Annotated in this window: 22 protein-coding genes; 11 read left to right on the top strand and 11 right to left on the bottom strand. The window is 50.9% G+C overall.

Annotated elements, in window-relative coordinates; translation table 11 throughout:
• The 4 genes from U869_RS0116080 to U869_RS0116065 form a co-directional block, all read right to left on the bottom strand.
• On the bottom strand, positions 1-945 hold a 945-nt coding region (locus tag U869_RS0116080; protein ID WP_025119557.1), incomplete at its 3' end, for an AAA family ATPase.
• Entirely contained in the window at positions 942-1,415 is a 474-nt protein-coding gene (locus tag U869_RS0116075; RefSeq protein WP_025119556.1) for a three component ABC system middle component, read from the bottom strand. The genes U869_RS0116080 and U869_RS0116075, both read right to left, overlap by 4 nt.
• Positions 1,415-2,548: a hypothetical protein gene (locus tag U869_RS0116070; protein WP_025119555.1), complete on the bottom strand. Its 1,134-nt coding sequence runs from the start codon at positions 2,546-2,548 to the stop codon at positions 1,415-1,417. Before U869_RS0116070 ends, U869_RS0116075 begins: the two co-directional genes overlap by 1 nt.
• A gap of 414 nt (positions 2,549-2,962) precedes the next feature.
• Complete coding sequence (locus tag U869_RS0116065) at positions 2,963-3,262, bottom strand: helix-turn-helix transcriptional regulator (RefSeq protein WP_025119554.1); 300 nt, start codon at positions 3,260-3,262, stop codon at positions 2,963-2,965.
• Between the two features lie 819 nt (positions 3,263-4,081).
• On the opposite strand from U869_RS0116065, the gene U869_RS0116055 reads away from it, so the two are divergent.
• A complete protein-coding gene (locus U869_RS0116055; protein WP_025119552.1) occupies positions 4,082-4,756 on the top strand; it encodes a hypothetical protein in 675 nt (224 codons plus the stop codon).
• A gap of 493 nt (positions 4,757-5,249) precedes the next feature.
• On the opposite strand, the gene U869_RS0116050 is transcribed toward U869_RS0116055, so the two are convergent.
• The gene (locus U869_RS0116050; RefSeq protein ID WP_025119551.1) at positions 5,250-5,891 is read right to left on the bottom strand and encodes a recombinase family protein; all 642 of its coding nucleotides are present in this window, start codon (positions 5,889-5,891) and stop codon (positions 5,250-5,252) included.
• Positions 5,892-5,953: 62 nt separating this feature from the next.
• Positions 5,954-7,468, bottom strand: a complete 1,515-nt coding sequence (locus U869_RS0116045; RefSeq protein ID WP_025119550.1) for a recombinase family protein — start codon at positions 7,466-7,468, stop codon at positions 5,954-5,956.
• 38 nt (positions 7,469-7,506) lie between these two features.
• Between U869_RS0116045 and U869_RS0116040 the strand changes: the two genes are divergently transcribed.
• The gene (locus tag U869_RS0116040; RefSeq protein ID WP_071998246.1) at positions 7,507-9,099 is read left to right on the top strand and encodes an ABC-F family ATPase; all 1,593 of its coding nucleotides are present in this window, start codon (positions 7,507-7,509) and stop codon (positions 9,097-9,099) included.
• A 117-nt stretch (positions 9,100-9,216) separates the two neighbouring features.
• Here U869_RS0116040 and moeB read toward each other — a convergent pair whose 3' ends face one another.
• The gene (gene moeB, locus U869_RS0116035; RefSeq protein ID WP_025119548.1) at positions 9,217-10,017 is read right to left on the bottom strand and encodes a molybdopterin-synthase adenylyltransferase MoeB; all 801 of its coding nucleotides are present in this window, start codon (positions 10,015-10,017) and stop codon (positions 9,217-9,219) included.
• Between the two features lie 2 nt (positions 10,018-10,019).
• Positions 10,020-11,258 carry a molybdopterin molybdotransferase MoeA gene (gene moeA, locus U869_RS0116030; RefSeq protein ID WP_025119547.1) on the bottom strand — a complete coding sequence of 413 codons (1,239 nt, stop codon included), beginning with the start codon at positions 11,256-11,258 and terminating at the stop codon, positions 10,020-10,022.
• A 107-nt stretch (positions 11,259-11,365) separates the two neighbouring features.
• Between moeA and U869_RS0116025 the strand changes: the two genes are divergently transcribed.
• The 6 genes from U869_RS0116025 (at position 11,366) to gsiD (ending at position 18,666) form a co-directional block, all read left to right on the top strand.
• Positions 11,366-11,902, top strand: coding sequence for a DUF924 family protein (locus tag U869_RS0116025; RefSeq protein WP_025119546.1), 537 nt, complete (start codon positions 11,366-11,368; stop codon positions 11,900-11,902).
• A gap of 328 nt (positions 11,903-12,230) precedes the next feature.
• Positions 12,231-13,190 carry an isoaspartyl peptidase/L-asparaginase family protein gene (locus U869_RS0116020; RefSeq protein WP_025119545.1) on the top strand — a complete coding sequence of 320 codons (960 nt, stop codon included), beginning with the start codon at positions 12,231-12,233 and terminating at the stop codon, positions 13,188-13,190.
• A 19-nt stretch (positions 13,191-13,209) separates the two neighbouring features.
• Positions 13,210-15,087, top strand: a complete 1,878-nt coding sequence (locus U869_RS0116015; protein ID WP_025119544.1) for a dipeptide ABC transporter ATP-binding protein — start codon at positions 13,210-13,212, stop codon at positions 15,085-15,087.
• 25 nt (positions 15,088-15,112) lie between these two features.
• Positions 15,113-16,648 (top strand): glutathione ABC transporter substrate-binding protein GsiB, encoded by a 1,536-nt coding sequence (gsiB, locus tag U869_RS0116010; protein WP_025119543.1) that lies wholly within the window; start codon positions 15,113-15,115, stop codon positions 16,646-16,648.
• Positions 16,649-16,827: 179 nt separating this feature from the next.
• Positions 16,828-17,748, top strand: a complete 921-nt coding sequence (gene gsiC, locus U869_RS0116005; protein ID WP_025119542.1) for a glutathione ABC transporter permease GsiC — start codon at positions 16,828-16,830, stop codon at positions 17,746-17,748.
• A 12-nt stretch (positions 17,749-17,760) separates the two neighbouring features.
• A complete protein-coding gene (gene gsiD, locus U869_RS0116000; protein WP_025119541.1) occupies positions 17,761-18,666 on the top strand; it encodes a glutathione ABC transporter permease GsiD in 906 nt (301 codons plus the stop codon).
• Positions 18,667-18,775: 109 nt separating this feature from the next.
• Here gsiD and fghA read toward each other — a convergent pair whose 3' ends face one another.
• The 3 genes from fghA to U869_RS0115985 all read right to left on the bottom strand — a co-directional run bounded on the left by fghA (position 18,776) and on the right by U869_RS0115985 (position 21,719).
• Positions 18,776-19,618 (bottom strand): S-formylglutathione hydrolase, encoded by an 843-nt coding sequence (fghA, locus tag U869_RS0115995; protein WP_025119540.1) that lies wholly within the window; start codon positions 19,616-19,618, stop codon positions 18,776-18,778.
• A gap of 15 nt (positions 19,619-19,633) precedes the next feature.
• Complete coding sequence (locus U869_RS0115990; protein ID WP_025119539.1) at positions 19,634-20,758, bottom strand: S-(hydroxymethyl)glutathione dehydrogenase/class III alcohol dehydrogenase; 1,125 nt, start codon at positions 20,756-20,758, stop codon at positions 19,634-19,636.
• 61 nt (positions 20,759-20,819) lie between these two features.
• Positions 20,820-21,719, bottom strand: a complete 900-nt coding sequence (locus tag U869_RS0115985) for a LysR family transcriptional regulator (RefSeq protein WP_025119538.1) — start codon at positions 21,717-21,719, stop codon at positions 20,820-20,822.
• A gap of 105 nt (positions 21,720-21,824) precedes the next feature.
• Here U869_RS0115985 and U869_RS0115980 point away from each other — a divergent pair, with 105 nt between their 5' ends.
• The 3 genes from U869_RS0115980 to yeiB all read left to right on the top strand — a co-directional run bounded on the left by U869_RS0115980 (position 21,825) and on the right by yeiB (position 25,321).
• Positions 21,825-22,982, top strand: a complete 1,158-nt coding sequence (locus U869_RS0115980; RefSeq protein WP_025119537.1) for a YbfB/YjiJ family MFS transporter — start codon at positions 21,825-21,827, stop codon at positions 22,980-22,982.
• A gap of 289 nt (positions 22,983-23,271) precedes the next feature.
• Positions 23,272-23,937 carry a GTP cyclohydrolase I FolE gene (gene folE, locus U869_RS0115975; RefSeq protein WP_021180574.1) on the top strand — a complete coding sequence of 222 codons (666 nt, stop codon included), beginning with the start codon at positions 23,272-23,274 and terminating at the stop codon, positions 23,935-23,937.
• 202 nt (positions 23,938-24,139) lie between these two features.
• Positions 24,140-25,321 carry a DUF418 domain-containing protein YeiB gene (yeiB, locus tag U869_RS0115970; RefSeq protein WP_025119536.1) on the top strand — a complete coding sequence of 394 codons (1,182 nt, stop codon included), beginning with the start codon at positions 24,140-24,142 and terminating at the stop codon, positions 25,319-25,321.
• Positions 25,322-25,382: the final 61 nt, after the last annotated feature.

The raw sequence follows: 25,382 nt of genomic DNA, 5'->3' as shown, positions 1-25,382 counted from the left end.
TACACATTGAATACATGACCGTCTTTCTAATTCCCTTTTGTTTAATAAAGCGCTAGATAACTCAGTTTCAAAATTTTTTAATTGAATGTAATGTTCGTTGGAAGCCGTGTTTGTTTCAACTTTCACTTCTCGGATCTTATCTAACCATAGCGCAGGTGCAGAAACAATTTGCTCTGCTGTAGCTTCACATAAATTATTACCTGAAGCATTGCGATATAGACCGAGTAAAATATTTATCTCGGCAATCTTCCTTTCTTTCTCTTGTTTTTTTCTGGGTATTGAGTAATTAAGTTTTTTTATTTTACTTGTTATGCTTTCTTTTTCTTGTAAAAGAACAAAATAGTTTTGATTAACAATACCAAGAAAAATAGGCAAGTGCTCTATTGCCTGTTCTCGCTTAGACTTCTCATCGAATCTATAGAATAGTGCATGTTTATTAGCAACTAAATTCTGATGTTGAAGCATGTAGGACATGAAACTACGTATTGACGGAGTTGGCTTTCTATATGAAAACGAGTTATCGATAGACTCATTTACGGATGTCATCGTTATACCAAAATATCGACCCAGTTCCTTGTTGAACACAGATAATTGTAGTAGGAATTTATGTTCAAAAAAGGAAATATCAATTTCTGGTATTCCATCGTTATCTGATATTGATTTAATTTCCCTAAGAAAAACGTAGTTAGAGTTGTTCTTTCTACCAATAACAACGTCACAAGCTCCAAAATCGAGTACGACAAAATAATAATCTGCAACGTTTGTAATTACACCTACAGGGATAGTATCCTCTGAGGAGCCAAAACAATAATCTACGATCTCTATCAGTGCACTCTTACCTGTAGATGACTTACCAGTGATGATGTTCAATCCACGATTTAATTTTATAGAGTGTAATCTGTTATCAACGTCAATAACGCCGATATATTTAATGAAGCAGCTCATATTTCTCTTATCCCTAGCATTCGGTATGTACTGACCACATCAAACTCGGTTAATATCTCAGCCATGTTCAAGATGGCCTTTTTTCTGTTACTGTCTAAATCGATATTGAAGTCTTTAACTCTTAAAGACATATTATCATAGATAATAGCACTATCAGAATCGACTATTATCTGTATGCAAGTATTTGTTAGGGCTTTAAACTCTATAATCTTCTCGGCTAGCCCGGACGTATTTTCTTTCTTAGCATTAAAAGTTATTAATGAGCTAGTCAACCCCCCCGTTGACTTACTTCTCCGTGCGTTCTTAAAGAATGAAAATGTCTTTTCATTACAATAGAAAGGGAGTATAAGATATGAAAGAAGAATATTGTTTTTTGTGCTCTCAATATCTTTATAGAATAAACCAATAACGTCTTTTAATATTATAGGGCTATAGTGGAGTGTTGATAGATTTTTAATAATTGAACTCATTAAAATTTCCAGCTTAAGTCTTTATCCTCGTCATCCAAATGCATATGGATAACGCCATTTTTAAAGTCTTTTGGAACTTCTGAAAACCCATCAATGCCTATAGATGGTTCATAATGTATTTCATCGTAAAAATCTTGACAGTGTCCAATTTCACAATTATTTGCTAACGTTCTTTTTTTTCGGCGATATGCATTTTGGAAATTCTCTAGAATAGATATATCATAATCTATAAATCGTTGATAATACACACCTTGACTTAACTCATCGGTAATTGTCTTTTTAGCTGATATATAGCATCTTTTAGCTGACTCTATAACCTCGGTGTAGGAAATATCCTCTATTTTTATTACGTAATTACTTTTATTATCAATGTTAGTATAATCCTCCTCTCTAGACTTTCTTAGATGAAATTTAGGGAATATTACCGAACCTTTACAATATTCAGATGTTAAAGCAACTCTTTGTTTTTCTAACTCTTCGTATGTAATGCACCATCCAGAGGTTCCGTTAGTAATGTTAGGAGAAATTATAAAACCGAGTAAATTTTGTATATACAGTTCTTTTTTTTCCTTGATAATCCCATGAGCACAAGTTTCCAATAGTTCACTATATTGTTTATCTAACATTGGCTCACTATCTAATATAGAGAATATTCCTAATATAGTATCTAGCTTACCCTTGTGTTTTTTTGCTAAAACCTTTTCCATTAATATTAAAGAGTGACTTTTATTTTCTTTACCTGAAGAAATAAAATTATGATTAGAGTGAGAGTGGATTGTTTCTAGTAATTTGTACTTTTCATCTTTACTTAAAATATTCCACCCTTTCAGAAGGCTATTTACACCATAACTCTGAGTTGTCAGCAATATAAGAACGTTATAATGATTTACATCAAATTTATCGTCTAACCAGTTGTTAAGAGTTTTCCAGAGATTTTCATGAGAGTCTGTAAGGGCATCGCTATATTTCTTTATTTCAATTTGGGCTGAATGCGATATGGTAATATCACCAAATTTCTCGATGTATATTCTTTGCCCCTCACGTAGTGATGAGCAAAATTTTACAACATGATAGAATTGATAAATAGATCCTTTTAGTGATTCACTAGAATCGTTTGTTTGTCTCTGTTCCATGACATACCCCTGTAGTCAGCCATTTTCTCCTTAACTTCACTATACCTAATTTTTTCTTAATAATGCAACAGACTAAAATCGATACAGTGACTAATAAAGCCTGTTCATTAATCCACTGTTTTTATTTCCAGGCCCACTGAATATCCATACCTGTTTATTTGAACAGGGATATAGTGCATTTTTGAAATTTTAAATCATAACTTATTGTATTTATTTTGAAAAATTTAAAAGCAAGACCTGTACAGACAAAGATGCCCTCTTACAGGTATTAGGTAGCTGTTTTCTCTGATGCTTGATTAATGGCTTTATGATGATGCATCTGTTGAGTATTGAGGTATTAATCTGTGAACCTTCTTCTACTGTTACCCATTTCTCTCATGGGTCTCACTGCCAGTTAGTTGAGCCCATCAGATTTTATTTGTTTACAGTATTATTGGCTATGTTAATTATTTCAGTTTTATGTTGTTGGTCTAGGTGATGAAAAATGAGTATCATTTGAGCCATCAAATCATCTTTTGTGTAAAAGTAACTCTCTGGAATTTCAAGCACTTTTGCCAGATTACACGCCATTTCAAAATCAGGGGTATGCTTCCCTTTCTCATACTGATTCATCCTGGCGCTGGCTGAGGCTTCGTCGATCCCAGCAAGTATACCAAGTTTCTCCTGCGAGAGTCCTGCTTTAAGGCGAGCCTCTTTTAATCGTTTTGTCAGCATACAAACCTCAACCAAAAGCTTTGGCTAAGATTTTCTTAGTTATTCAACTTTTTTTTACTAAGTACTACTTAGTAAGATAATGATTTTAACAATTAACGAAAAGAACACAAGCTGTTAACTCTCAGAAATTAGTTCTGACGCGCTGGCCTTCGATGTTCGATTTCATCGGCTATGTTGATCTGAACAACTCATTTTACTCTGAAAGGTTTGCGCAAGTATGCCCAGGATCGGGAGGAACAGAGAGTTGTTTACGTCACCTGTTTTTCTGAATGCCTGACTCTGGGCGCAAAATTCTGTTTAACAATCGGTTAACTACCATGTAAGTTTCTTTTTATTGTACATTTAGCTAAGTATTACTTAGTATTTGTGTGTGCGTTACCATAGAAACGAGAGTGGAAGTACAAGTACAAGAAAGGCTGTCTACCGAGCAGCACCAGTTACTCGGTAGACAAAATGTTAATTTTTAGTAAAAAAAGGATAAAAAATGAACAAGAGTGATAAAGATGAATCTCAGAAGCAATCTGAACTCTGGGAAGGTAACATCTGGAAAGGCAACAAAGAAACAATTCGGTCGTCGAAAACGCCGTTCAAGGATTTCTTTTCTATCGTTGGATTTCTCTTCGTATCAATTATTATTTTATATTTATTGTTAGGTAATGTTGAAATCGGCAAATTGAGTTTTGGCTACAACGATTTCTTTGGCTATTTTATTCGATATAACATATAGGTTGATGTTGAATAAATTATGGTCAGAACTATACCACAATTTCTTAAATGTATATGGTGAACGATATATTTTGCACCGAGGTAATATTAAAAATGGAAAAAATACCGATGATAAAGAAATTTTTTTACTTTTCTATTCTATCAGTATCACTAAACGTAAGTGCTGCCGGATTTGATTGCTTAAAAGCTTCTACCGCTGTAGAGCATATGATCTGTGATAACAAAGCGTTAAGTGCTCTTAACTCTGCAATGACTAATCTATATAAAAGTAAGAAAGATAACAACCTGAAAGAAATTCAGCGAGGATGGATTAAAACAAAAAGAGACAGTGCTAAATCTGTTGATGAACTGAATATGCTCTATGCAGAGCATATTCAATTTCTGTCTGAATATACAAAAGTAGCTAACCAGATTAATGAAAATAACAACTCTGTGAAACAACCGAAACCAACTGTTACTAAAGGTAAACTACAACTATCCGACTTTAGTAACGATTTTATTTCCGTTGATGGTAATGAGTATTCAACTCAGTATCAAGATATGAATAGATCAAACTATGTCTTACGATGTGCTGATGCGATGATGATTGATGTTATGAATATTTGGAGAAAAGATTCAGCTAAGAAGAATGAGACACGTGAGTTCAGTAGGTTAAGAAATAATGTCTATAATGGATTATGGAATATGACCGTGGATAATATCGATAGTAAGGTAAATACTCAAGAAATGAGAACGATTTGCGATCTATTGGTAGCTGGTAATAGATAATGGCACATGGCCTTTTATTAGGCCATGTAAATAATTAAAGATGATTTGTTTATGCGTCTACGACGCTGTGGCAAGCCACATTATTTTTAATCTTTTTACCTGGCAAGTAATATTAGTTGTAACGGTAAGAACCTAGATTCATTATAACATCAGGTATTGTAAAGCGAAAAGAAATACAAAATATATAGTTATGCGTCTACGACGCAGTGGCGAGCCACGTATTTTCTAATCTTTTTACTTGGCAGGTAGTATTAGTTGTAATGGTAAGAACCTAGATTCATTATAACATTAGATATTTTAAAGCGAATAAGCTCATGAAAAATATTTTATAAAGTGTTATATAATGTCGGCGGTTGTAATAGGTGGAAAGGCATTATAAAGATGATAGCACACTTTTTTGATTCTCTAAAAATTCTATACAATCTGCAAAAAAAACATAATCCATTGATAATATTGTATTTTATCTGTTTTTCTTTGTGTCGTCTAAACCGCCTTAGCGGTTTAAGGCTTTGCGTAATGTTGTACGAGAGACAGGATGCCCCACTTTTGTCAGATGAGCGAGCATTTGAGCCTCAGTGGCTCCCTGAGCGATTTTATTCTTAAGATGATTAACTATTGTAGTGTATCGTTCCAAGGTCGCCTGACGCCTTTCAGATGATTTTAGGGCTATTGCTTGCCGAACCGCCTCGATCTTATACCCATAGCTTTTACCATTGTTACGGCCATTACTGAATCCGTCTTTGATGCGCTCTGCGATGCGTTTACGCTCAAATGTAGCTACAGAGGCCATGATGGTTAGAATCATCTCACCAATCGGCGTTGATACATCAAGCGCGATATCTAAAATTTTCAGCGTCACTCTCTTCTGTTGGAGCCATTTAACGGTATTGAGGCAATCAGCAGTATCACGAAAGCCACGATCCAACTTGGCAATAACGATAGTATCGCCGGGTTTTAATTCATTGACTAACTTTTGTGCTTCTGGACGTTTCTGGAAAGGTATCGAACCTGAGATGTTAACATCAGAGTAAACGGTATCGATCTTTAACTGCGATTCAATAAGCGTGATTTGGTTATCGGTAGTGCCGGTTTCGTTATCGGCCTTGGATACTCTCGTATAAGCAAAAATTGTCATGTTTTCCTCCTTTCTGTAAATTATATCTTGCAGATAGAAGGAAATACATATTGTTAGTTAATTTACTTTGCTGTTTCTTCCTCTTCACGGAATCCAGCCAATAGCTTCTGTAGTGCAATGGTATCACTCATAAACTTGATTTCACCATCAACCATTAAGAAATTCTGCTTATGGCCTGAAAGGTGAAGAATCTTTACGACCCATCCGTTTCCTGAACGAGTGACAGTAATGTTTTTCAGTACCCTTTTTAGCAAAAGGTTTAGCTCTAAGCCATCAGTAATGCTAGAGAGTTTCTCATTTTGAACTGCGTCAATGCCACGCTGTTCTCGCGCATCTTTTGTAATCTGCTCGGTAATTTCCTTTACTCTATTTTCCATTGTACCGATGCTTTTGATTACAGATAGAGGAATGTTGTCCAGAGTTTGTAGTTTACTATTCAGATCGCTAATGCGCTTTTCAAGTAGTTGCCTTTCCTGATGGATTGACTGGTCGAGTGAAGGCTTTTTCTTGAACTCTAACCGACCAAGAATAGTCGTTAACGCACCATCTAACCCTTTGATTGAAATGTTTTGCGAGCACCGACCATCTTTAGCATTCAAGCATCCGTGATAAACGTACAGTTTCCCTTTTACGGTGTGTTTTCTTTTTATTAATGCGCCACCGCATTCACAGCGTAATAGTCCGCTATAAGGGTTATCAGCACTACGGCGTCCCCGTTTGGATTTGCTTTGGTCCGATTGCAGTAACAGCCAGTCCTCTTTACTGATTAGGGAAGGGTAGTATCCTTCAACTAAATCAAGTTTGACCAGTTCCCTTTCTTTAGTCGTTTCACCCGTTTGATATGCACCATATAAAGCAGGGTTTTTTAACATTTTGGTTATTGATGCATGATTCCACTGAGAAGCACGGATGCCAGCAGTGCCTTGCTTATTAAGCGTTTTGGCAATCATGTTACTACCTTTGCCTTCCTGCTTGAGACGGACGATTTGCCTGGCAATCTCGGCTTTGTCGCCAAGTTCATACCCATCGGTAGTGCGTTGCAACCAAAAGGGCAAAACTTTATTGATGGGTTTACCAGCCAGTGCGGCTTGCCGTTGTTGGCCTTTGGTTTCTCTTAGACGTACAGCTTTTCGTTCCGATTCTTTATGGGCGAGATCGGCAGCTACGGCGATACGGATAACGCTTTGTAGATCGTTAAGGCTGCTTTTGGTTAGTAGCAGACCATCAGACAGACTGACGACCTGAACTTCTTTGCGAAGAATTTCTTTGACCGTTTCTAGAGTGGCATCAATACCTCGTCGTGAAAGGCGGTCTAGTGCTTCTATAATGATTGTTGAACCTGCGCTGATCTGGCCTTCTTCAATGGCTGCAAGCATGTCTACAAGAGAGGCACGTTTACCTTCACGAAAGGCACTGATACCAAGATCCTGAAAGTTTTTGCTGGAGAGTTTCAGGCCATTTTTGGTGGCGTAATCTTCAGCCATTTCCGTCTGTCTGCGCAGGCTGTCACCCAATTCTTGCCGCTTGCTTGAAAAGCGAACATAACTGTAGGCGATCCCGTTGTTCTGTTGTGGCATAATGTGTCCAAAATCACGTTTCTATAAGAGTATATCCTTTGCTATTAAGTAACAATATCACTATGCAGTTCGGCAGTAAGCCGTTGTTTGAAAACATCTCTGTCAAGTTTGGCGGCGGTAACCGCTATGGTCTGATCGGGGCCAACGGCTGCGGCAAATCGACGTTCATGAAAATCCTCGGCGGCGATCTGGTGCCGAGCGGCGGTAACGTGTTCCTGGATCCGAATGAGCGTCTGGGTAAACTGCGCCAGGACCAGTTCGCTTTTGAAGAGTTCAGCGTGCTGGACACCGTGATCATGGGTCACACCGAACTGTGGGCAGTGAAGGAAGAGCGTGACCGCATCTACGCCATGGCGGAGATGAGCGAAGAAGACGGCTACAAAGTGGCCGATCTGGAAGTGGCCTATGGCGAGATGGACGGCTACACCGCAGAAGCACGTGCCGGTGAGTTGCTGCTCGGCGTGGGTATTCCGGTAGAACAGCATTATGGCCCGATGAGCGAGATCGCTCCCGGCTTTAAACTGCGTGTGCTGTTGGCTCAGGCGCTGTTCTCTGATCCAGAAATCCTGTTGCTCGACGAACCCACCAACAACCTGGACATCGATACCATTCGCTGGCTGGAGCAGGTGCTGAACGAACGTAACAGCACCATGATCATCATTTCGCACGACCGTCACTTCCTGAACATGGTATGTACTCACATGGCGGATCTGGACTACGGCGAACTGCGTGTCTATCCAGGCAACTACGACGAATACATGACGGCGGCTACCCAGGCCCGTGAGCGTCTGATGTCTGACAACGCCAAGAAGAAGGCGCAGATCAACGAATTGCAGTCCTTCGTTAGCCGCTTCAGCGCCAACGCCTCCAAATCCAAGCAGGCGACTTCCCGTGCCCGCCAGATCGACAAGATCCAGCTGGAAGAGGTGAAAGCCTCCAGCCGTCAGAACCCGTTCATCCGTTTTGAGCAGGACAAGAAGCTGTTCCGTAACGCGCTGGAAGTAGAAGCGTTGGCCAAAGGTTTCGACAACGGCCCGCTGTTCAGCAAACTCAACCTGATGGTTGAAGTGGGCGAGAAGGTGGCGATCCTGGGTGCTAACGGTATCGGTAAATCAACCTTGCTGAAAACGCTGGTAGGCGAGTTGCAGCCGGATAACGGCAGCGTGAAATGGTCGGAAAACGCCAAAATCGGTTATTACGCACAGGATCACGAATACGAGTTCGATGAAACCCTGAGCGTGTTCGACTGGATGAGCCAGTGGAAGCAGGAAAAAGACGATGAGCAGGCGGTACGTGGCATTCTCGGCCGCTTGCTGTTCAGCCAGGACGATATCAAGAAGCGCGTAAAAGTGCTGTCCGGTGGTGAGAAAGGCCGCATGCTGTTCGGTAAGCTGATGATGCAGCGCCCGAACATCCTGATCATGGATGAACCGACCAACCACATGGATATGGAATCCATCGAGTCACTGAACATGGCGTTGGAAATGTATGAAGGTACCCTGATCTTCGTTTCCCACGACCGTGAGTTCGTTAGCTCGCTGGCTACCCGCATTCTGGAAATGACGCCGAACAAGGTGGTCGACTTTACCGGCAACTACGAAGACTATCTGCGTAGCCAGGGTATTGCCTGATCCCTTTGAGTCTTACTGTACGCCCCTCACCCTAACCCTCTCCGCAAGGAGAGGGAACCTCTCGAGTTTGATGTTGCTGGTTGTAGCTACCGAAGCCGCAGTGGCTAATCAAGAGCGCTAATCAGCCCCCTCGCCCTTTGGGAGAGGGCTGGGGTGAGGGGGGGCATCTTGACTACACACCTCACACCGCGGATCCTTCGGCAGCTTCATCTCGCGAAACTGCATGCTCATCGCATCAAACATCAACAACTTACCTACCAAAGGCTGGCCATAGTTGGCCAACAGCTTAATGGCTTCCATCGCCTGTAACGTGCCGATCGTGCCCACTAACGGGGCCATCACGCCAGCTTCAACGCAGGTGAGCGCGTTTTCGCCAAACAGCCTGCTCAGGCAACGATAACAAGGTTGTTCCGGCTGATAGGTAAAGACGCTGAGCTGGCCTTCCATGCGGATGGCGGCCCCTGATACCAGCGGTTTGCGCTGCGCATGGCACAGGCGATTGAGCATATCGCGAGTAGCCACGTTATCGGTACAGTCCAGCACTACGTCGCTTGCGGCAATCTGCGCTGCCATTTGTTCGTCATCCAGCTGCATATCCAGTGTATCAATACGGATATGCGGATTGATGGCGTTCAGCTCGAGGCGTGCGGATACGACCTTCGCCATGCCAATACGTTCATCCCGGTGCAGGATTTGGCGCTGAAGATTGGAGAGGGAAACGGTGTCGAAATCAACCAACGTCAGATGGCCGACGCCAGCGGCCGCCAAATAGGGCGCTGCCGCGCAGCCTAGCCCGCCAAGCCCTATAATCAGCACGTGCGCGGCCTTTAGCTTTTCCTGACCGTCGAAGTCGAAACCTCGCAGTACGATCTGGCGGTTGTAGCGCAGCGTTTCCGCATCGGTTAATTCCGGCAGCATGTTCAGTTCCTCAGTAACGCATTGAAAGGTTCGATCTCTACCGTTTCTCCGGCGGCCACTGAGCCACGTTCACGTTCCAGCACGATAAAGCAGTTACCCTGGCTGAACGAACTGAACACGTGGGAACCCTGATGGCCGGTGGTGCTCACCTCCAGCTCGCCTTGGGCATTGCTGCTGAAAATACCGCGCTGGAAATCGAGGCGGCCCGGCGATTTTTTCAGTGGCGTCAGGGCGAGGGCCTTCAGGCGTGGTGGCAATTGCCATTCGGTGTGACCGGCCAGTTTGGCCAGCAGCGGTTGTACCAGCTGGTAGAAGGTCAACGCTGCGGAGACCGGGTTGCCGGGCAGGCCGCAGAACCAGGCATGTTGAAGCTTGCCAAAGGCAAAAGGCTTGCCCGGTTTAATTGCCAGCTTCCAGAAGCTGACCTTACCCAGTTCATCCAGCATCTGCTTGGTGTAATCCGCTTCGCCAACGGACACCCCGCCGCTGCTGATCACCACGTCCGCTTCGCTATCCGCCTGGATAAACGCTGCACGCAAGGCTTCCTGATTATCACGAATAATGCCCAAATCGATCACCGTGCAGCCGAGCTGTTCCAGCATCAGGCGTACGGCAAAACGGTTGGTGTCGTAGATCTGCCCGGCTTGTAGCGGCTGGCCGACCGGTTGCAATTCGTCACCGGTAGAGAACACCGCGACTTTTAACTTACGCATCACCTGGACATCGGCCACACCCAATGAGGCCAGCAGGGGCAGCTGTGCGGCCCCCAGCGTTACTCCGGCAGGCAGTACGCTCGCGCCGCGCAGGATATCTTCACCTGCCAAACGGATATTTTGCCCGGCGGTTACCGGTGCGTTGAAACGCACTCCAGCCTCCGTAACCTCGGCTTGTTCTTGCATGATCACCGCATCCGCACCGGCTGGAATTGGCGCACCGGTCATGATCCGTACGCAGGTATTGGCAGGCCAGGCATCGCTAAACGGAGCACCGGCAAAGGCTTTTCCCGCTACCGGCAATGGCGTGTTGCCGTTCAGGTCATTCAGGCGCACCGCGTAGCCGTCCATCGCCGAATTGGCGAAGGGCGGGACATCAATGGGGGAAACAACCGGGGTGGCAGTAATGCGCCCGGCAGCGCTGGTCAAGGCGATGGATTCGCTCTGTTGCAGGGGGGCGATCTGGGAGAGCATCTTCTCCAGTGCCTGCTCAAGAGAAATGAGGTCAGAAGTATGACAATGATCCATAAATAAAACTCCGTAATCAGCGTGCGCGAATTTTTCGCTATTATGGCAGATAACGCCGAAGGGAAGAAATGCTTGAGGCCTCAGGTAATCACTAACAGGAGACAACCATGCATAAGCAGGTATTGGATTTTTGGTTCGCAGAAATTGACCCGGTCATGTGGTTTAAAAAGGACGATGAGTTCGACCGTTTGCTACATACCCGCTTCGGCCAGCTGTGGCAGGCGGCGGCTCAGGGAGAGCTGGCGCATTGGCGGGCTACTATCACCGGCAGGCTGGCGGAAATCATCGTGCTCGATCAGTTCAGCCGTAACCTGTTCCGCAATACGCCACGCTCCTTTGCTTGCGACGGTATGGCTCTGGTATTAGCGCAAGAAGCGATTGCCACGGGGCTATGCGAAACCTTGTCGGTTGAGCAGCGCGGCTTCCTCTACCTGCCTTTTATGCATTCCGAATCCGCCTTGATCCACCAGCAGGCGGTGGTGCTGTTTAGCCAGTTGAATAATGGCAATCAGCTGGAATTTGAATTACGCCATAAAGCGATAATCGATCGTTTTGGCCGTTACCCTCATCGCAACGAGATATTAGGCCGGGAATCTACCTTTGAGGAGCAGGAATTTCTGCGTCAACCGGGGTCGGGTTTCTGAATATATTTCATTGAGCTGCAGGCGCTGAATTACGATGCGGTTGGTGGGGGAAAGCTTATAAAGCACGAGTAGGCCGGGTTGTTTCCTGGCGGGGTAAAAATCTCTCCGTTGTTAAATAAAAGCCAGATAACATCCTGTTTTTATACCGTTTAGCTCTTTCAATGCACAAAAGAGTCTAAGCAGGCTACGCTTAATGCTTGGCAGTCAGTTTGTGCTTTACATCGATTGCCGGGCTAAATATAGTCGAAAAAGACCAAATAATAACTCTCCCTCCCTTTTCATGCTGTAGCAGCTTGAAATGCCGCGGGTATACCAAGGTGTCAGGTCAATGAGCAAACCAGTGATTGCCATTCATGGCGGTGCGGGCGCAATTAGCCGTGCGGCATTGAGTGCTGAGAAGGAACAACACTATATTCAGGCGCTGTCCGATATTGTGGCTGCCGGACAGGCTATTTTAGCCGAGGGCGGCAGCGCGTTGGACGCGGTAACGCAAACGGTAAGACTGCTGGAAGAGTGTCCGCTGTTCAACGCGGGTAAAGGGGCCGTATTCACCCATCAGGGCACCCATGAACTGGATGCCTGCGTGATGGATGGCCGCACCTGTGACGCAGGGGCAGTCGCCGGCGTCAGCCGGATCCGCAACCCGATATTGGCCGCGCGTGCGGTGCTGGAAAACAGTTCCCATGTGCTATTTGGCGGCGAAGGGGCAGAAAGGTTTGCCGCCAATCACGGCCTGGAAATGGTCGAGCCGGATTTCTTCTTTACTCAGGAACGTTTTGACCAATTGCACCGCGCCCAGGCGGAGCAGGGCCGAGTATTGCTCGATCATGATGGTGCGGCGGCGCTGAGCGATGACCCGCTGGATCCCGATCGCAAATTTGGCACCGTGGGGGCGGTAGCGCTGGATGCCTTGGGTAATCTGGCCGCGGCCACCTCAACCGGTGGTATGACGAATAAGGCGGCAGGGCGCATTGGCGATACGCCGATTATTGGCGCGGGCTGCTATGCCAACAATGCCACGGTTGCGGTTTCCAGTACCGGTACCGGTGAAATCTTTATGCGCACCGTCGCGGCGTACGATGTTGCGGCACTGATTGAATATGCCGGTCTCACCCTGCAACAGGCCAGCGATAAGGTGGTGATGGAAAAACTGCTGGCAATGGGCGGCAGCGGCGGCCTGATCGCCATCGATCGTTTTGGCAACGTTGCACTGCCGTTTAACAGTGAAGGGATGTATCGCGGCTTCGGCTATGTCGGCGATGCGCCTTCAGTGGGGATCTACCGCTGAACGCTTGCCAGGAGGGCGCATGACCGATATTGCCATCCAGCCGCAGGCAGAGCGTGGGCTGATTTTACCGCCAGAGCGCGTACTGGCGGTGAGCGATCTGAGCGTGCAATTTCGCCAGGAGGGTGACGTCGTTGAGGCGGTTCGTCATCTGGCCTTTGAAGTGGACCGTGGCGAAACGCTGGCCATCGTTGGGGAGTCTGGCTCGGGTAAATCGGTCACCTCACTGGCGTTGATGCGTCTGGTCGAGCAGGGCGGTGGTGAACTGACCAGCGGGGCGATGCATTTTCGTCGGCGTAATGGTCAGGTACTCGACTTGGCCAAAGCGAAGCAGAGCACCTTGCGTACCTTACGCGGCGCCGATATGGCGATGATTTTTCAAGAACCGATGACCTCGCTCAATCCGGTATTTCCCGTGGGTGAGCAGATCGCCGAATCTTTACGTCTGCATCAGGGGATGGACCACCGCAGCGCCAAACGTGAAGCGCTGCGGATGCTGGATCTGGTGCGCATCCCCGAGGCCAAAAGCGTGCTTGGCCGCTATCCGCATCAACTGTCTGGCGGGATGCGTCAGCGGGTGATGATCGCCATGGCACTGTCGTGCAAACCGGCATTGCTGATTGCCGATGAACCCACCACCGCGCTGGACGTGACCATTCAGGCGCAAATTCTGCAACTGACCCGTGTATTGCAGCAGGAAATGCACATGGGGGTGATCTTCATTACCCATGATATGGGCGTAGTGGCGGAGATTGCCGATCGGGTACTGGTCATGCATCAAGGCGAGAAGGTGGAACAAGGGAACGTGCGCTCGTTGTTCGCTGCTCCACAGCAGCCTTACACTCAGGCCTTGTTGGCTGCCGTGCCACGGTTGGGCGCGATGGCGGAGAAGGAGCTGCCGGCAAAATTTCCGTTAGCTGGCGTAGAGGATAACGACCGGCCGCAAGACACCATACCCGCAGGGGCCACGCCGATCTTGCAGGTAGCAAATCTGGTCACGCGCTTCGATCTGCGCAGCGGCATTCTCAATCGTGTTACCAGCCGCGTGCATGCGGTGGAAAACATCAGTTTCGATCTCTATCCCGGCGAAACGTTGGGGTTGGTGGGAGAGTCCGGCTGTGGCAAATCCACCACCGGCCGTTCACTGCTGAAACTGGTGGATAGCCAACGCGGCACCATTACCTTCAACGGCAAACAGATCAACCGTTTGAAAGGTGCTGCACTGCAACATTTACGCCGTGATATTCAATTCATCTTTCAGGATCCGTACGCTTCCCTCGACCCACGCCTCACCGTTGGCTTCTCAATCATGGAGCCGCTGCTGGTGCACAATGTCGCCCGTGGGGCGGAAGCTGAAAAGCGGGTGGCCTGGTTATTGGAGCGGGTAGGGCTGAAGCCGGAGCATGCGCGGCGTTATCCGCATGAGTTCTCCGGTGGCCAACGTCAACGTATCTGCATTGCCCGCGCGCTGGCACTCAATCCGAAAGTGGTGATTGCCGATGAGGCGGTTTCCGCGCTGGACGTGTCGATTCAGGCGCAAATCGTCAACCTGCTGCTCGATTTACAGCGTGAATTGGGCATCGCGTTTCTGTTTATTTCCCACGATATGGCGGTGGTGGAACGTATCAGCCACCGTGTGGCGGTGATGTACCTTGGTCAGATCGTCGAGATTGGCCCACGCCGTGCGGTGTTTGAAAACCCGCAGCACGCCTATACCCGCAAGTTGATGGCCGCCGTGCCGGTGGCCGATCCCAACCATGCGCATAAACGCCGGCCGCTGCTGGTGGATGAAATACCCAGCCCGATCCTTGGGCTGGATGATGAACCCGTTACCGCACCTTTAGTGCAGGTAGGGCCAGGGCACTTTGTGGCCCGCCACCCTATTGCCGGTGCCTTTTAGCCTTGCCTCAGGAGAGTTAAGCACTATGACTAAGCACACATTCAAGCGTAATGTTTTGGCCGCCGTACTGCTGGCTGCCGCTGCTGGCCCGGCCTGGGCCGCCAAGGATGCGGTGATCGCCGTAGCGTCCAATTTCACCACGCTCGACCCCTATGACGCCAACGACACCTTGTCGCAGGCAGTCGCCAAATCCTTTTATCAGGGGCTGTTTGGCTTTGATAAGGACATGAAGCTGGTGAACGTGCTGGCGGACAGCTACGAGGTCAGCAGCGATGGCCTGACCTACACCATCAAACTTCATCCAGACGTGAAATTCCATGACGGCAGCGCGTTCGATGCCGAAGCGGTCAAGGTTAACCTGGATCGCGCCAGTAATCCGGATAACCGCCTGAAGCGCTACAACCTGTTCAAGATGATCGATAAGACCGAAGTGGTCGATCCCTCCACGGTCAAGGTGGTGCTGAAAGCGCCATTCTCCGCGTTTATCAACAACCTGGCACACCCGGCGGCGGCGATGATTTCCCCGGCGGCGCTCAAGCAGTATGGCAAGGAGATCGGTTTCCACCCGGTGGGCACCGGCCCGTACCAGTTCGAGACCTGGAACCAGACCGACTATGTGAAAGTGAAGAAATTCGACGGTTACTGGAAGGCGGGCCTGCCGAAGCTGGACAGCATCACCTGGCGGCCGGTAGTGGATAACAACACCCGTGCGGCGATGCTGCAAACCGGTGAAGCGACCTTTGCCTTCCCTATCCCTTATGAGCAAGCCAAGGTGTTGGAGAACAACAGCAAGCTGGATCTGGTCGCTGCGCCGTCGATCCTGCAACGTTACATCAGCATGAACGTAACGCAGAAACCCTTCGACAACCCGAAGGTTCGCCAGGCACTGAACTATGCGATCAACAAGGACGCGCTGATTAAGGTCGCGTTCTCCGGCTTTGCCGTTCCGGCGGAAGGCCCAGTGCCTCCGGCGATTGATTTTGCCACCCGCTATAACCCGTGGCCATACGATCCGGCCAAGGCGCGCGAGTTGCTGAAGGAAGCGGGCTATCCGAACGGCTTTACCACCACGCTGTGGTCTTCCCATAACCACAGCACCGCGCAGAAAGTACTGCAATTTGCTCAGCAGCAGCTGGCGCAGGTTGGGGTTAAAGTGACCGTAACGGCGATGGATGCAGGCCAGCGTGCGGCTCAGGTAGAAAGCGTGGGCGTGAAGGATACCGGCGTACGGATGTTCTACACCGGCTGGTCAGCTTCGACCGGGGAAGCCGACTGGGCGCTGACGCCGTTATTCGCGACGCAATCGGCTCCGCCTAAGCAGTTCAACACCGCGTTCTACAGCAATCCACAGGTTGACAAGGATCTGACGGACGCTTTGGCTACGACCGATCGCGCTCAGAAGCAGGCGTTGTACAAAGATGCCCAAGATCGCATCTGGGCGGATGCACCATGGATTTTCCTGGTCACCGAGCGTCTGCTCTCTGCCAACAACAAACAGCTGAGCGGTTTCTACGTGATGCCGGATACCTCGTTTAACTTTGATAACGCGGATCTGAAATAATCCCTCACCCCAACCCTCTCCTATGGGAGAGGGTTGGGGTGTTGTGAGCAGATACGGTGTCGTGGGAAGGTACGGCGTAGGGGCGCTGCATGCTGCGCCCGTGCAAAGGTTAGACGCAGAAGTTAATTTGTGGCACGTTTAGTCCCCTCTCCCTGTGGGAGAGGGTTAGGGTGAGGGGAATGCTTAATTATTTTCTAAAACGCCTGTTGGGTCTGATCCCTACGCTGCTGATCGTGGCCGTGTTGGTGTTTTTGTTCGTCCATATGTTGCCGGGCGATCCGGCGCGGTTGGTCGCGGGGCCGGAGGCAGACGACGCCGTTGTGCAACTGGTGCGTCAGGATCTGGGGCTGGATAAGCCATTGCCACAGCAGTTCGTGCATTTCTTTGTCAATATTTTGCAGGGCGACTTCGGCACTTCGATGGTCTCCAAACGCCCGGTCAGTGAAGAGATCGCCGCGCGCTTTATGCCGACTTTCTGGCTGACGCTCGCCAGTATGGTGTGGGCGGTGATTTTTGGTATGGCGATCGGCATGATTTCCGCAGTATGGCGCAACCGCTGGCCGGATCGGCTGGGGATGACGCTGGCCGTATCGGGCATCTCTTTCCCGGCCTTTGCGTTGGGGATGCTGCTGATGCAGGTATTTTCGGTCAATCTAGGCTGGTTGCCGACGGTCGGTGCGGATACCTGGCTGCATTACATCCTGCCCTCGATCACGCTGGGCGCAGCGGTTGCGGCGGTAATGGCCCGCTTTACCCGCGCCTCGTTCGTTGAGGTGATGCAGGAAGATTACATGCGTACCGCCCGTGCCAAGGGCGTACCGGAATCGCTGGTAGTGGTCAAGCACGGGCTGCGCAATGCGATGATCCCGGTGATCACCATGATGGGGCTACAGTTTGGTTTCCTGCTCGGCGGCTCGATTGTGGTCGAGAAGGTATTCAACTGGCCGGGGTTGGGGCGCTTGCTGGTGGACTCGGTAGAAATGCGCGATTACCCGGTGATCCAGGCCGAAGTGCTGCTGTTCTCGCTGGAATTTATTCTGATTAACCTGTTGGTGGATATGCTGTATGCGGCCATCAACCCTTCGATCCGTTACCAATAGGCAGGCCGTATGATGAAGTATTGGCGGCGTAATGCCGCGCTCAAGGCAATGCCGGTGATTAATCCCAACGCGGTACGGACGCCTTGGCATGAATTCTGGCGGCGCTTTCGTCGCCAACAGGTTGCCATGGTGGCTGGCGTGTTTGTGTTGCTGCTGGTGGCCGCTGCGCTGCTGGCTCCGCATCTGGTGCCCTATGATGCGGAAAATTTCTTTGATTACGATCGGCTCAATGAGGGGCCTTCGCTGGTGCACTGGCTTGGCGTGGATTCGCTGGGGCGGGATATTTTCAGCCGCATTCTGATGGGCGCGCGGATTTCTTTGGCCGCCGGGGTGTTCTCGGTACTGGTGGGTAGCGTGATCGGTACGGTGCTCGGCTTGTTGGCGGGCTATTACGAAGGCTGGTGGGATCGCATCGTGATGCGTATCAGCGACGTGCTGTTTGCTTTCCCCGGCATCCTGTTGGCGATTGGCGTAGTGGCGATCATGGGCAGCGGCATGGCCAACGTGATTGTTGCCGTCGCCATCTTCAGCATTCCGGCGTTTGCTCGTCTGGTGCGTGGTAACACCTTGGTGCTGAAACATCTGACCTATATCGAATCGGCGCGTAGCATTGGGGCATCGGACTGGACCATCATCCTGCGGCATATTTTGCCGGGGACCATCTCGTCGATCGTGGTCTATTTCACCATGCGCATTGGCACTTCGATTATCACCGCCGCCAGCCTGTCGTTTTTGGGGTTGGGCGCACAACCGCCAACGCCGGAATGGGGCGCAATGCTCAATGAAGCGCGGGCAGATATGGTGATAGCCCCCCATGTGGCGATCTTCCCCAGCCTGGCGATCTTCTTTACCGTGCTGGCGTTTAACCTGTTGGGAGACGGGCTGCGTGATGCGTTGGATCCAAAGCTGAAGGGGTAGGGGTCAGGTATCTGCGTAGGGGCGCCGCATGCTGCGTCCGTTAATCTGTGGCTGATATGGCTCAGACGATTCCCTCTCCTTTTGGGAGAGGGGTTGGGAGAGGGGGAAATCAGCGGAACAGGTGCTCGGCATGAAAACGCAGGTGATCGTCGATAAAGGTGGCGATGGTGAAGTAGCTGTGGTCGTAACCCGGCTGAACGCGCAGGGTTAGCGGCCAATCGCGTTGGCGTGCCAACTCCGCCAGCTTGGCCGGTTGCAGTTGATCGGCCAGAAACTGGTCGCCATCCCCTTGGTCGATCAGCATCGGCAGTTTCTCTGCTCCGCTGGCCAGCAAATGGCAACTGTCGTATTGCAGCCACTGCGTTTCATCATCCCCCAGATAGGCCGCAAAGGCTTTACGCCCCCAAGGCACCTGGCAAGGGTTGACGATCGGCGCAAAGGCCGAGGCAGAACGAAAACGCTGTGGATTACGCATTGCCATCATCAACGCACCATGGCCGCCCATCGAATGGCCCGCAATAGACTGCCGATCGCTGACGCTGAAATGCTGCTTAATCAGTGCAGGTAGCTCATCGCTGATGTAGTCATACATGCGAAAATGCCGGTCCCAAGGTGCCTGAGTGGCATTGAGATAGAATCCCGCCCCCTGGCCTAGATCGTAACCTTCATCATTCGGCACCTCATCGCCACGCGGGCTGGTATCCGCCATCACCAGCACCAGCCCCAGTTCGGCGGCAACGCGCTGGGCACCGGCCTTCAACGTGAAGTTCTCATCATTGCAGGTCAGCCCCGACAGCCAATACAACACCGGTGGCGGGTTATCATCACGCGGTGGTGGCAGATAGATACTGAACGTCATGTTGCAATTCAGGCTCTGCGCCGCGTGGCGGTAACGTTGTTGCCAACCACCGAACATGCGGTGCTCTTCGAGAAGTTCTAATGACATCGTCATCCTCTGCCTCCTGGCTTATTTATCGAAATGGATCACGGAACGGATCGATTTGCCTTCATGCATCAGATCGAACGCTTCGTTGATCTGCTCCAGCCCCATGGTATGGGTGATAAAGTCGTTCAGTGCGAATTCACCGTCCAGATAACGCTGGACGATCCCCGGCAGTTGGCTACGGCCTTTCACGCCCCCAAAGGCGGAACCGCGCCAGACGCGACCAGTCACCAGTTGGAACGGACGGGTCGAGATCTCTTCCCCGGCCCCGGCAACGCCGATAATGACCGACTCACCCCAACCCTTGTGGCAGCATTCCAGCGCCGAACGCATCACGTTGACGTTGCCGATACATTCAAAGGAGAAGTCCACGCCGCCGTCGGTCAGCTCGACGATCACGTCCTGGATAGGTTTATCGTAATCTTTCGGGTTGATCAGATCGGTTGCGCCCAGCTTGCGAGCCAGCTCGAACTTGCTGGTATTGAGATCGATGCCGATGATGCGGCTGGCTCCGGCCATCTGTGCGCCGATAATCGCCGACAGCCCGATGCCGCCCAGGCCGAAAATCGCTACGGTATCGCCAGCCTTGACCTTGGCAGTGTTGATCACCGCGCCCATACCAGTAGTGACACCACAGCCAAGTAGGCAGACTTCTTCCAACGGCGCTTCTTTACTGATTTTTGCCAGCGAGATCTCTGGTACCACGGTGCGTTCAGCGAAGGTGGAGGTGCCCATATAGTGGAAGATTGGCTTGCCGTCTTTAAAGAAGCGCGTGGTGCCGTCTGGCATCAGCCCTTTGCCCTGGGTGGCGCGGATGGCCTGGCACAGGTTGGTTTTACCGGATTTACAGAATTTGCATTCGCCACATTCAGGCGTGTACAGCGGGATCACGTGGTCGCCGACGGCAACGCTGGTCACGCCTTCGCCAATGGCTTCAACGATACCGCCGCCTTCGTGGCCGAGGATCGCCGGGAAGACGCCTTCCGGATCTTTACCTGACAGGGTATAGGCATCGGTATGGCAAACGCCGGTAGTGACGATCCGCACCAGCACTTCGCCTTTCTGCGGTGGCATCAGATCGACTTCTTCAATCTTCAGCGGTTGGTTTGGGCCCCAGGCCACGGCAGCACGGGTCTTGATAAATTCCATCATGTTCTCCTCATTATGGGTTGGGGTCGAACATGTTCGACCTGAATTAATTTATTGCTATCTAGGGGGCGGAGAGGGATTCAGCATCCGCCTCCAAGTTGTCAGCCTGTTCTATAATCAGTTGTTTTAATGCGCGAACACTTGGCCCGAAGGCATCACGCCGCCATAACAGCCAGGTGGCCGTCTCGGCAATGTCGCTAGGTAGCGTATGGACCTTGACCCGCTGGTAACCAGGAAGCAGGTTGAGTACCGAATAGGGGATCATCGCCAACCCGGCTCCGCTAGCCACGCAGGCCAGCATGGAGTGATAAGACTGGATCTCCATGATGGGGCCTGGCAACGAACCGTCACGCTTGAACCAGGACTCCAGGCGCAGGCGATAGGAACAACTGGCGCGGAAGGCAAACAGGGTTTCCCCTTTGACATCCAGGGCACTGTGGATGGGCAGATGATCGAGACAGGTGATCACCACCATGCGTTCGGGGAAAGCAACACAGCCGTTCAGTTCATCATATTGCGCCGGGCCATCGACCAGGGCAGCAGCCAAGGTTCCGGCACGCACCCGTTCGATGATTTCCCCAGAGGTTCCGGTGGCCAGCGACAGTGAAACCTGTGGGAAGCGCTGATGATAAGCGGCCAGCAGTGTCGGTAGCCGGGTTGCGGCGGTGCTTTCCATCGAACCAAGCGCGAAGTTACCGGCCGGTTCCCCGGCATGGGTGATGCTCATGGCTTCTTCACTCAGCGCCAGAATGCGGTGGGCGTAGCAGAGAAAGTTATGGCCCATCGGCGAGAGGCGCAGGCGCTGCTTCTCGCGGATAAACAGATCGGTGCCCAGTTCCTGCTCGAGCTGGCGCAGGCGCGTGGTCAGATTTGACGGTACGCGATGCAGTTGCTCGGCGGCACGGGCAACGGAGCCGGTTTCGGCAACGCAGCAGAACATGCGCAGTTGGGTGAGATCCATGACCTTCTCTTTTCGTGATGAACTTGATGAGTATTATTCAGTTTTTGTGAGTGTAATACTGCGGCATGCTAGCCGCAACTTTCTTTTAACAGGTTGGATACAGCGATGGCGCTAAAAATAGCCTTAAGTGGTTTTATTGCTTTGATCGTGGCGATGGGGATTGGGCGGTTTGCCTTTACCCCGCAGGTGCCGCTGATGATTGCTGAGCACCAGTTCACCCTGACCGGTGCCGGGCTGGTGGCGGCGGTGAACTATCTGGGCTACCTGTGTGGTGCCTTTGATGCGATGCGCGCCAGCCGCCATGTGGAGCGTCGTCTATGGCTCGGCGTGTGGGGGGCGGTAGCGCTGACGCTGCTGTCTGCTTTGCTGTCGGGGGAATGGTTGCATGGTGCGTTGCGCTTTGTGATCGGTTGGGCCAGCGGCTGGTCAATGGTGCTGGTGGCGGCCTGGGCTAACGAGCGCCTTGCACACTATGGCCGCCCCGCATTGAGTGCTGCGGTATTTGCCGGGCCAGGGGCGGGGATTTTTATCAGCGGCATGCTGGCGGTGGCGATCAACAGTTGGGGTTTGAGCGCCTCACAGGCCTGGCTGGTGTATGGCGTACTGGCGTTGGTGTTAATTGGCGCGATCAGCATTAACTTGCCACGGGCAGGGGAGTTGCATCGCCCTGATGTCAGGCCCGAGCCGCTGGTGCTCACACCGGCATTGAAGCGCCTGGTGTGGAGCTACAGTCTGGCGGGTTTTGGTTATATCCTGCCTGCGACTTTCTTGTCACAGATGGCGGCAGCCCGTTTCCCAGACAGCCTGTTCGGCCAGTTTGTCTGGCCTATTTTTGGCGGTGCAGCGGTGCTGGGGATTATTCTCGGTATCCTGACCAGGCATAAACTCACCACGCAGACGCGTTTGGCGCTTACCCTGTGGGTGCAGGCATTGGGTGTGCTGTGTGCCGAAGTGGTTCCGGGCGTTACCGGACTGGCGTTAGGAGCGATGCTGACCGGCGGGGGCTTCCTCAGCGTAGTACAACTGTCGATCCAGCATGGCAGGGAGCTGGCCCCTAATCACGCACGCTACATGGCCGGGCTGCTGACGACAGGTTATGCGATCGGCCAACTGGTTGGCCCGATGCTGTCGGCGATTTCAACGGCGCTGACGCATCGCCTGGAACCCGCCTTATATGTCGCGGTGGTGGGGTTGTTGATCGCCGGTATGTTGGTCATCAATACTCCGGCACGGGAGATGACGCGCAAGCTGACTTTATCCTGATTGAAATACGTACAAAAAATGTGGAATAGCCGCAGCCAGCCTGCCACGGGCTGGATGCGGAATTTTCATACCAGGATGAAACACAATCACTGGATAAACGTCTCACTCTCATCTAGAGTGGGAGAAAATATTGATCGGGTTCACGTTATAAGCCGTGAGCCTGGCCGCTATAACCTATCGATCTCAAGTCGCAGCTTGCAAGATTATGGGTCATAAGAATGAGAAACCGCCAATCTGCTAGCTACCGGCATAGCATGCATTGGGGCCGCCTGCTGGAGAACATACCGCCATGACATCGTTAAGTAATGAAGCTGCACTGGTGCACGCGGCGCTTGAAGCGCGCGGCCTGGAAACCCCATTATGTGGGGAAGTGTTGGATCGCGAGACACGCAAACGCCGTATCAAAGAGCACATGACGGAAATCATGCAACTGCTGAACCTCGATCTGTCCGACGACAGCCTGGCGGAAACGCCGCATCGGATTGCGAAAATGTACGTCGATGAGATCTTCTCCGGCCTGGATTACGCCAACTTCCCGAAGATCACCGTCATCGAAAACAAGATGAAGGTGGACGAAATGGTGACGGTGCGTGACATTACCCTGACCAGCACCTGCGAACATCACTTTGTCACCATCGATGGTAAGGCCACCGTGGCGTATATTCCTAAAGACTCGGTGATTGGCCTGTCGAAAATCAACCGTATCGTGCAGTTCTTTGCCCGACGCCCACAGGTGCAGGAGCGGCTGACTCAGCAGATCCTGGTCGCGCTACAAACCCTGTTAGGGACTAACAACGTGGCGGTATCGATCGATGCGGTGCATTATTGCGTCAAGGCGCGCGGTATCCGTGACGCCACCAGCGCGACCACCACCACCTCGCTGGGGGGGCTGTTCAAGTCTAGCCAGAATACTCGCCAGGAGTTCCTGCGTGCGGTGCGTCACCATCACGGCTGAGTGCCTGCCATGATGTAGCCCCCGCAACTCTTCGGCTATCGCTATTCCCCCTCACCCCAACCCTCTCCCCAAAAAGGAGAGGGAGTCAGCTCGGTGTTGTGGTCTGGCGCGCAATCTGATTTGTGGCACGCACGGTCCCCTCTCCCTGTGGGAGAGGGTTAGGGTGAGGGGCTATTTACTGATTGAAACACAGCGGTACAAAATGAACGTTAATCCAACTCTCCCGCCACCGCGCATTGCTACCCTAGACTGCGTACGCGGTATCGCCATCCTCGGCATTCTATTGCTGAATATCAGCGCGTTTGGCTTACCGAAAGCCGCCTACCTCAATCCTGCCTATCTGGGTATTCCCGCCAATCGCGATGTCTGGACCTGGGCGCTGCTGGATCTGTTTGCTCAGGTCAAGTTTCTGGCCATGTTCGCTCTGTTATTTGGCGCTGGGCTGCAACTACTGCTACGGCGGGGCAAAGTCTGGATCCGTGCCCGGTTATCCTGGCTGGTACTGTTTGGCCTGGGGCATGCCATTTTTTTGTGGGATGGGGACATTCTGCTGGCCTATGGGCTGATCGGCCTGGTGTGCTGGCGCATGGTCCGTGATGCGCAGAATACCTACACCCTGTTGAAAACCGGTGCGGTGCTGTATCTGATCGGCGTTGCGGTGTTGTTGCTGCTGGGGTTTATCTCTCACGGTGAGCCGGGCAGTTTCTGGCAGCCGGGTGTGGCCGAATTACAGTATGAGAAGTTCTGGAAGCTGCAAGGCGGGCCGGAAGCCTGGCGCAGTCGCCTGGATCTGCTTTCTTCCAGCCTGATCGCCATTGGCGCGCAGTATGGTTGGCAACTGGCCGGGCTGATGCTGTTCGGCGCAGGCATGATGCGCAGCGGTTGGCTGCGTAACGGCTATTCACCGGCTTACTACCGCCGGCAGGCCGCCTGGCTGATACCGCTTTCATTGCTGATCCAGTTGCCCGGTGTGTTGCTGCAATGGCAGTTGAATTGGGACTATCGCTGGAGCGGTTTTCTGCTCCAGGTACCGCGAGAGTTGGGCTCACCCTTGCAGGCCATTGGCTATCTGGCACTGGTCTACGGCTTTTGGCCAACGCTTTCGCGCCTGCGCATTAGCCATTGGCTCACCCAGGTCGGGCGGATGGCACTCAGCAATTACCTGCTGCAAACCCTGATCTGCACCACGCTGTTCTACCGTTTTGGCCTCTATCAACAGCTCGACCGCTTGCAGCTCTTGGCGGTCATTCCGTTGGTGTGGCTGGCCAACCTGCTGTTTTCCGTGCTGTGGCTGCGTTACTTCACGCAAGGCCCGATGGAATGGCTGTGGCGCAAACTGACCTCACTGGCTGCAGGGGAAAGCCACCGTCAGCCGACAAAATGAGATCTGGCGCAGGTAGGTTAAAAAAATGTATGTAAACGTTTTCTTTCCTGTGACGGATTTC

Source organism: Serratia sp. H1w (assembly GCF_000633355.1).
Classification (GTDB): Bacteria; Pseudomonadota; Gammaproteobacteria; order Enterobacterales; family Enterobacteriaceae; genus Chania.
The sequence above is the reverse complement of the archived record's forward strand: the minus strand, read 5'-3'. Positions and strand labels throughout refer to the sequence as shown.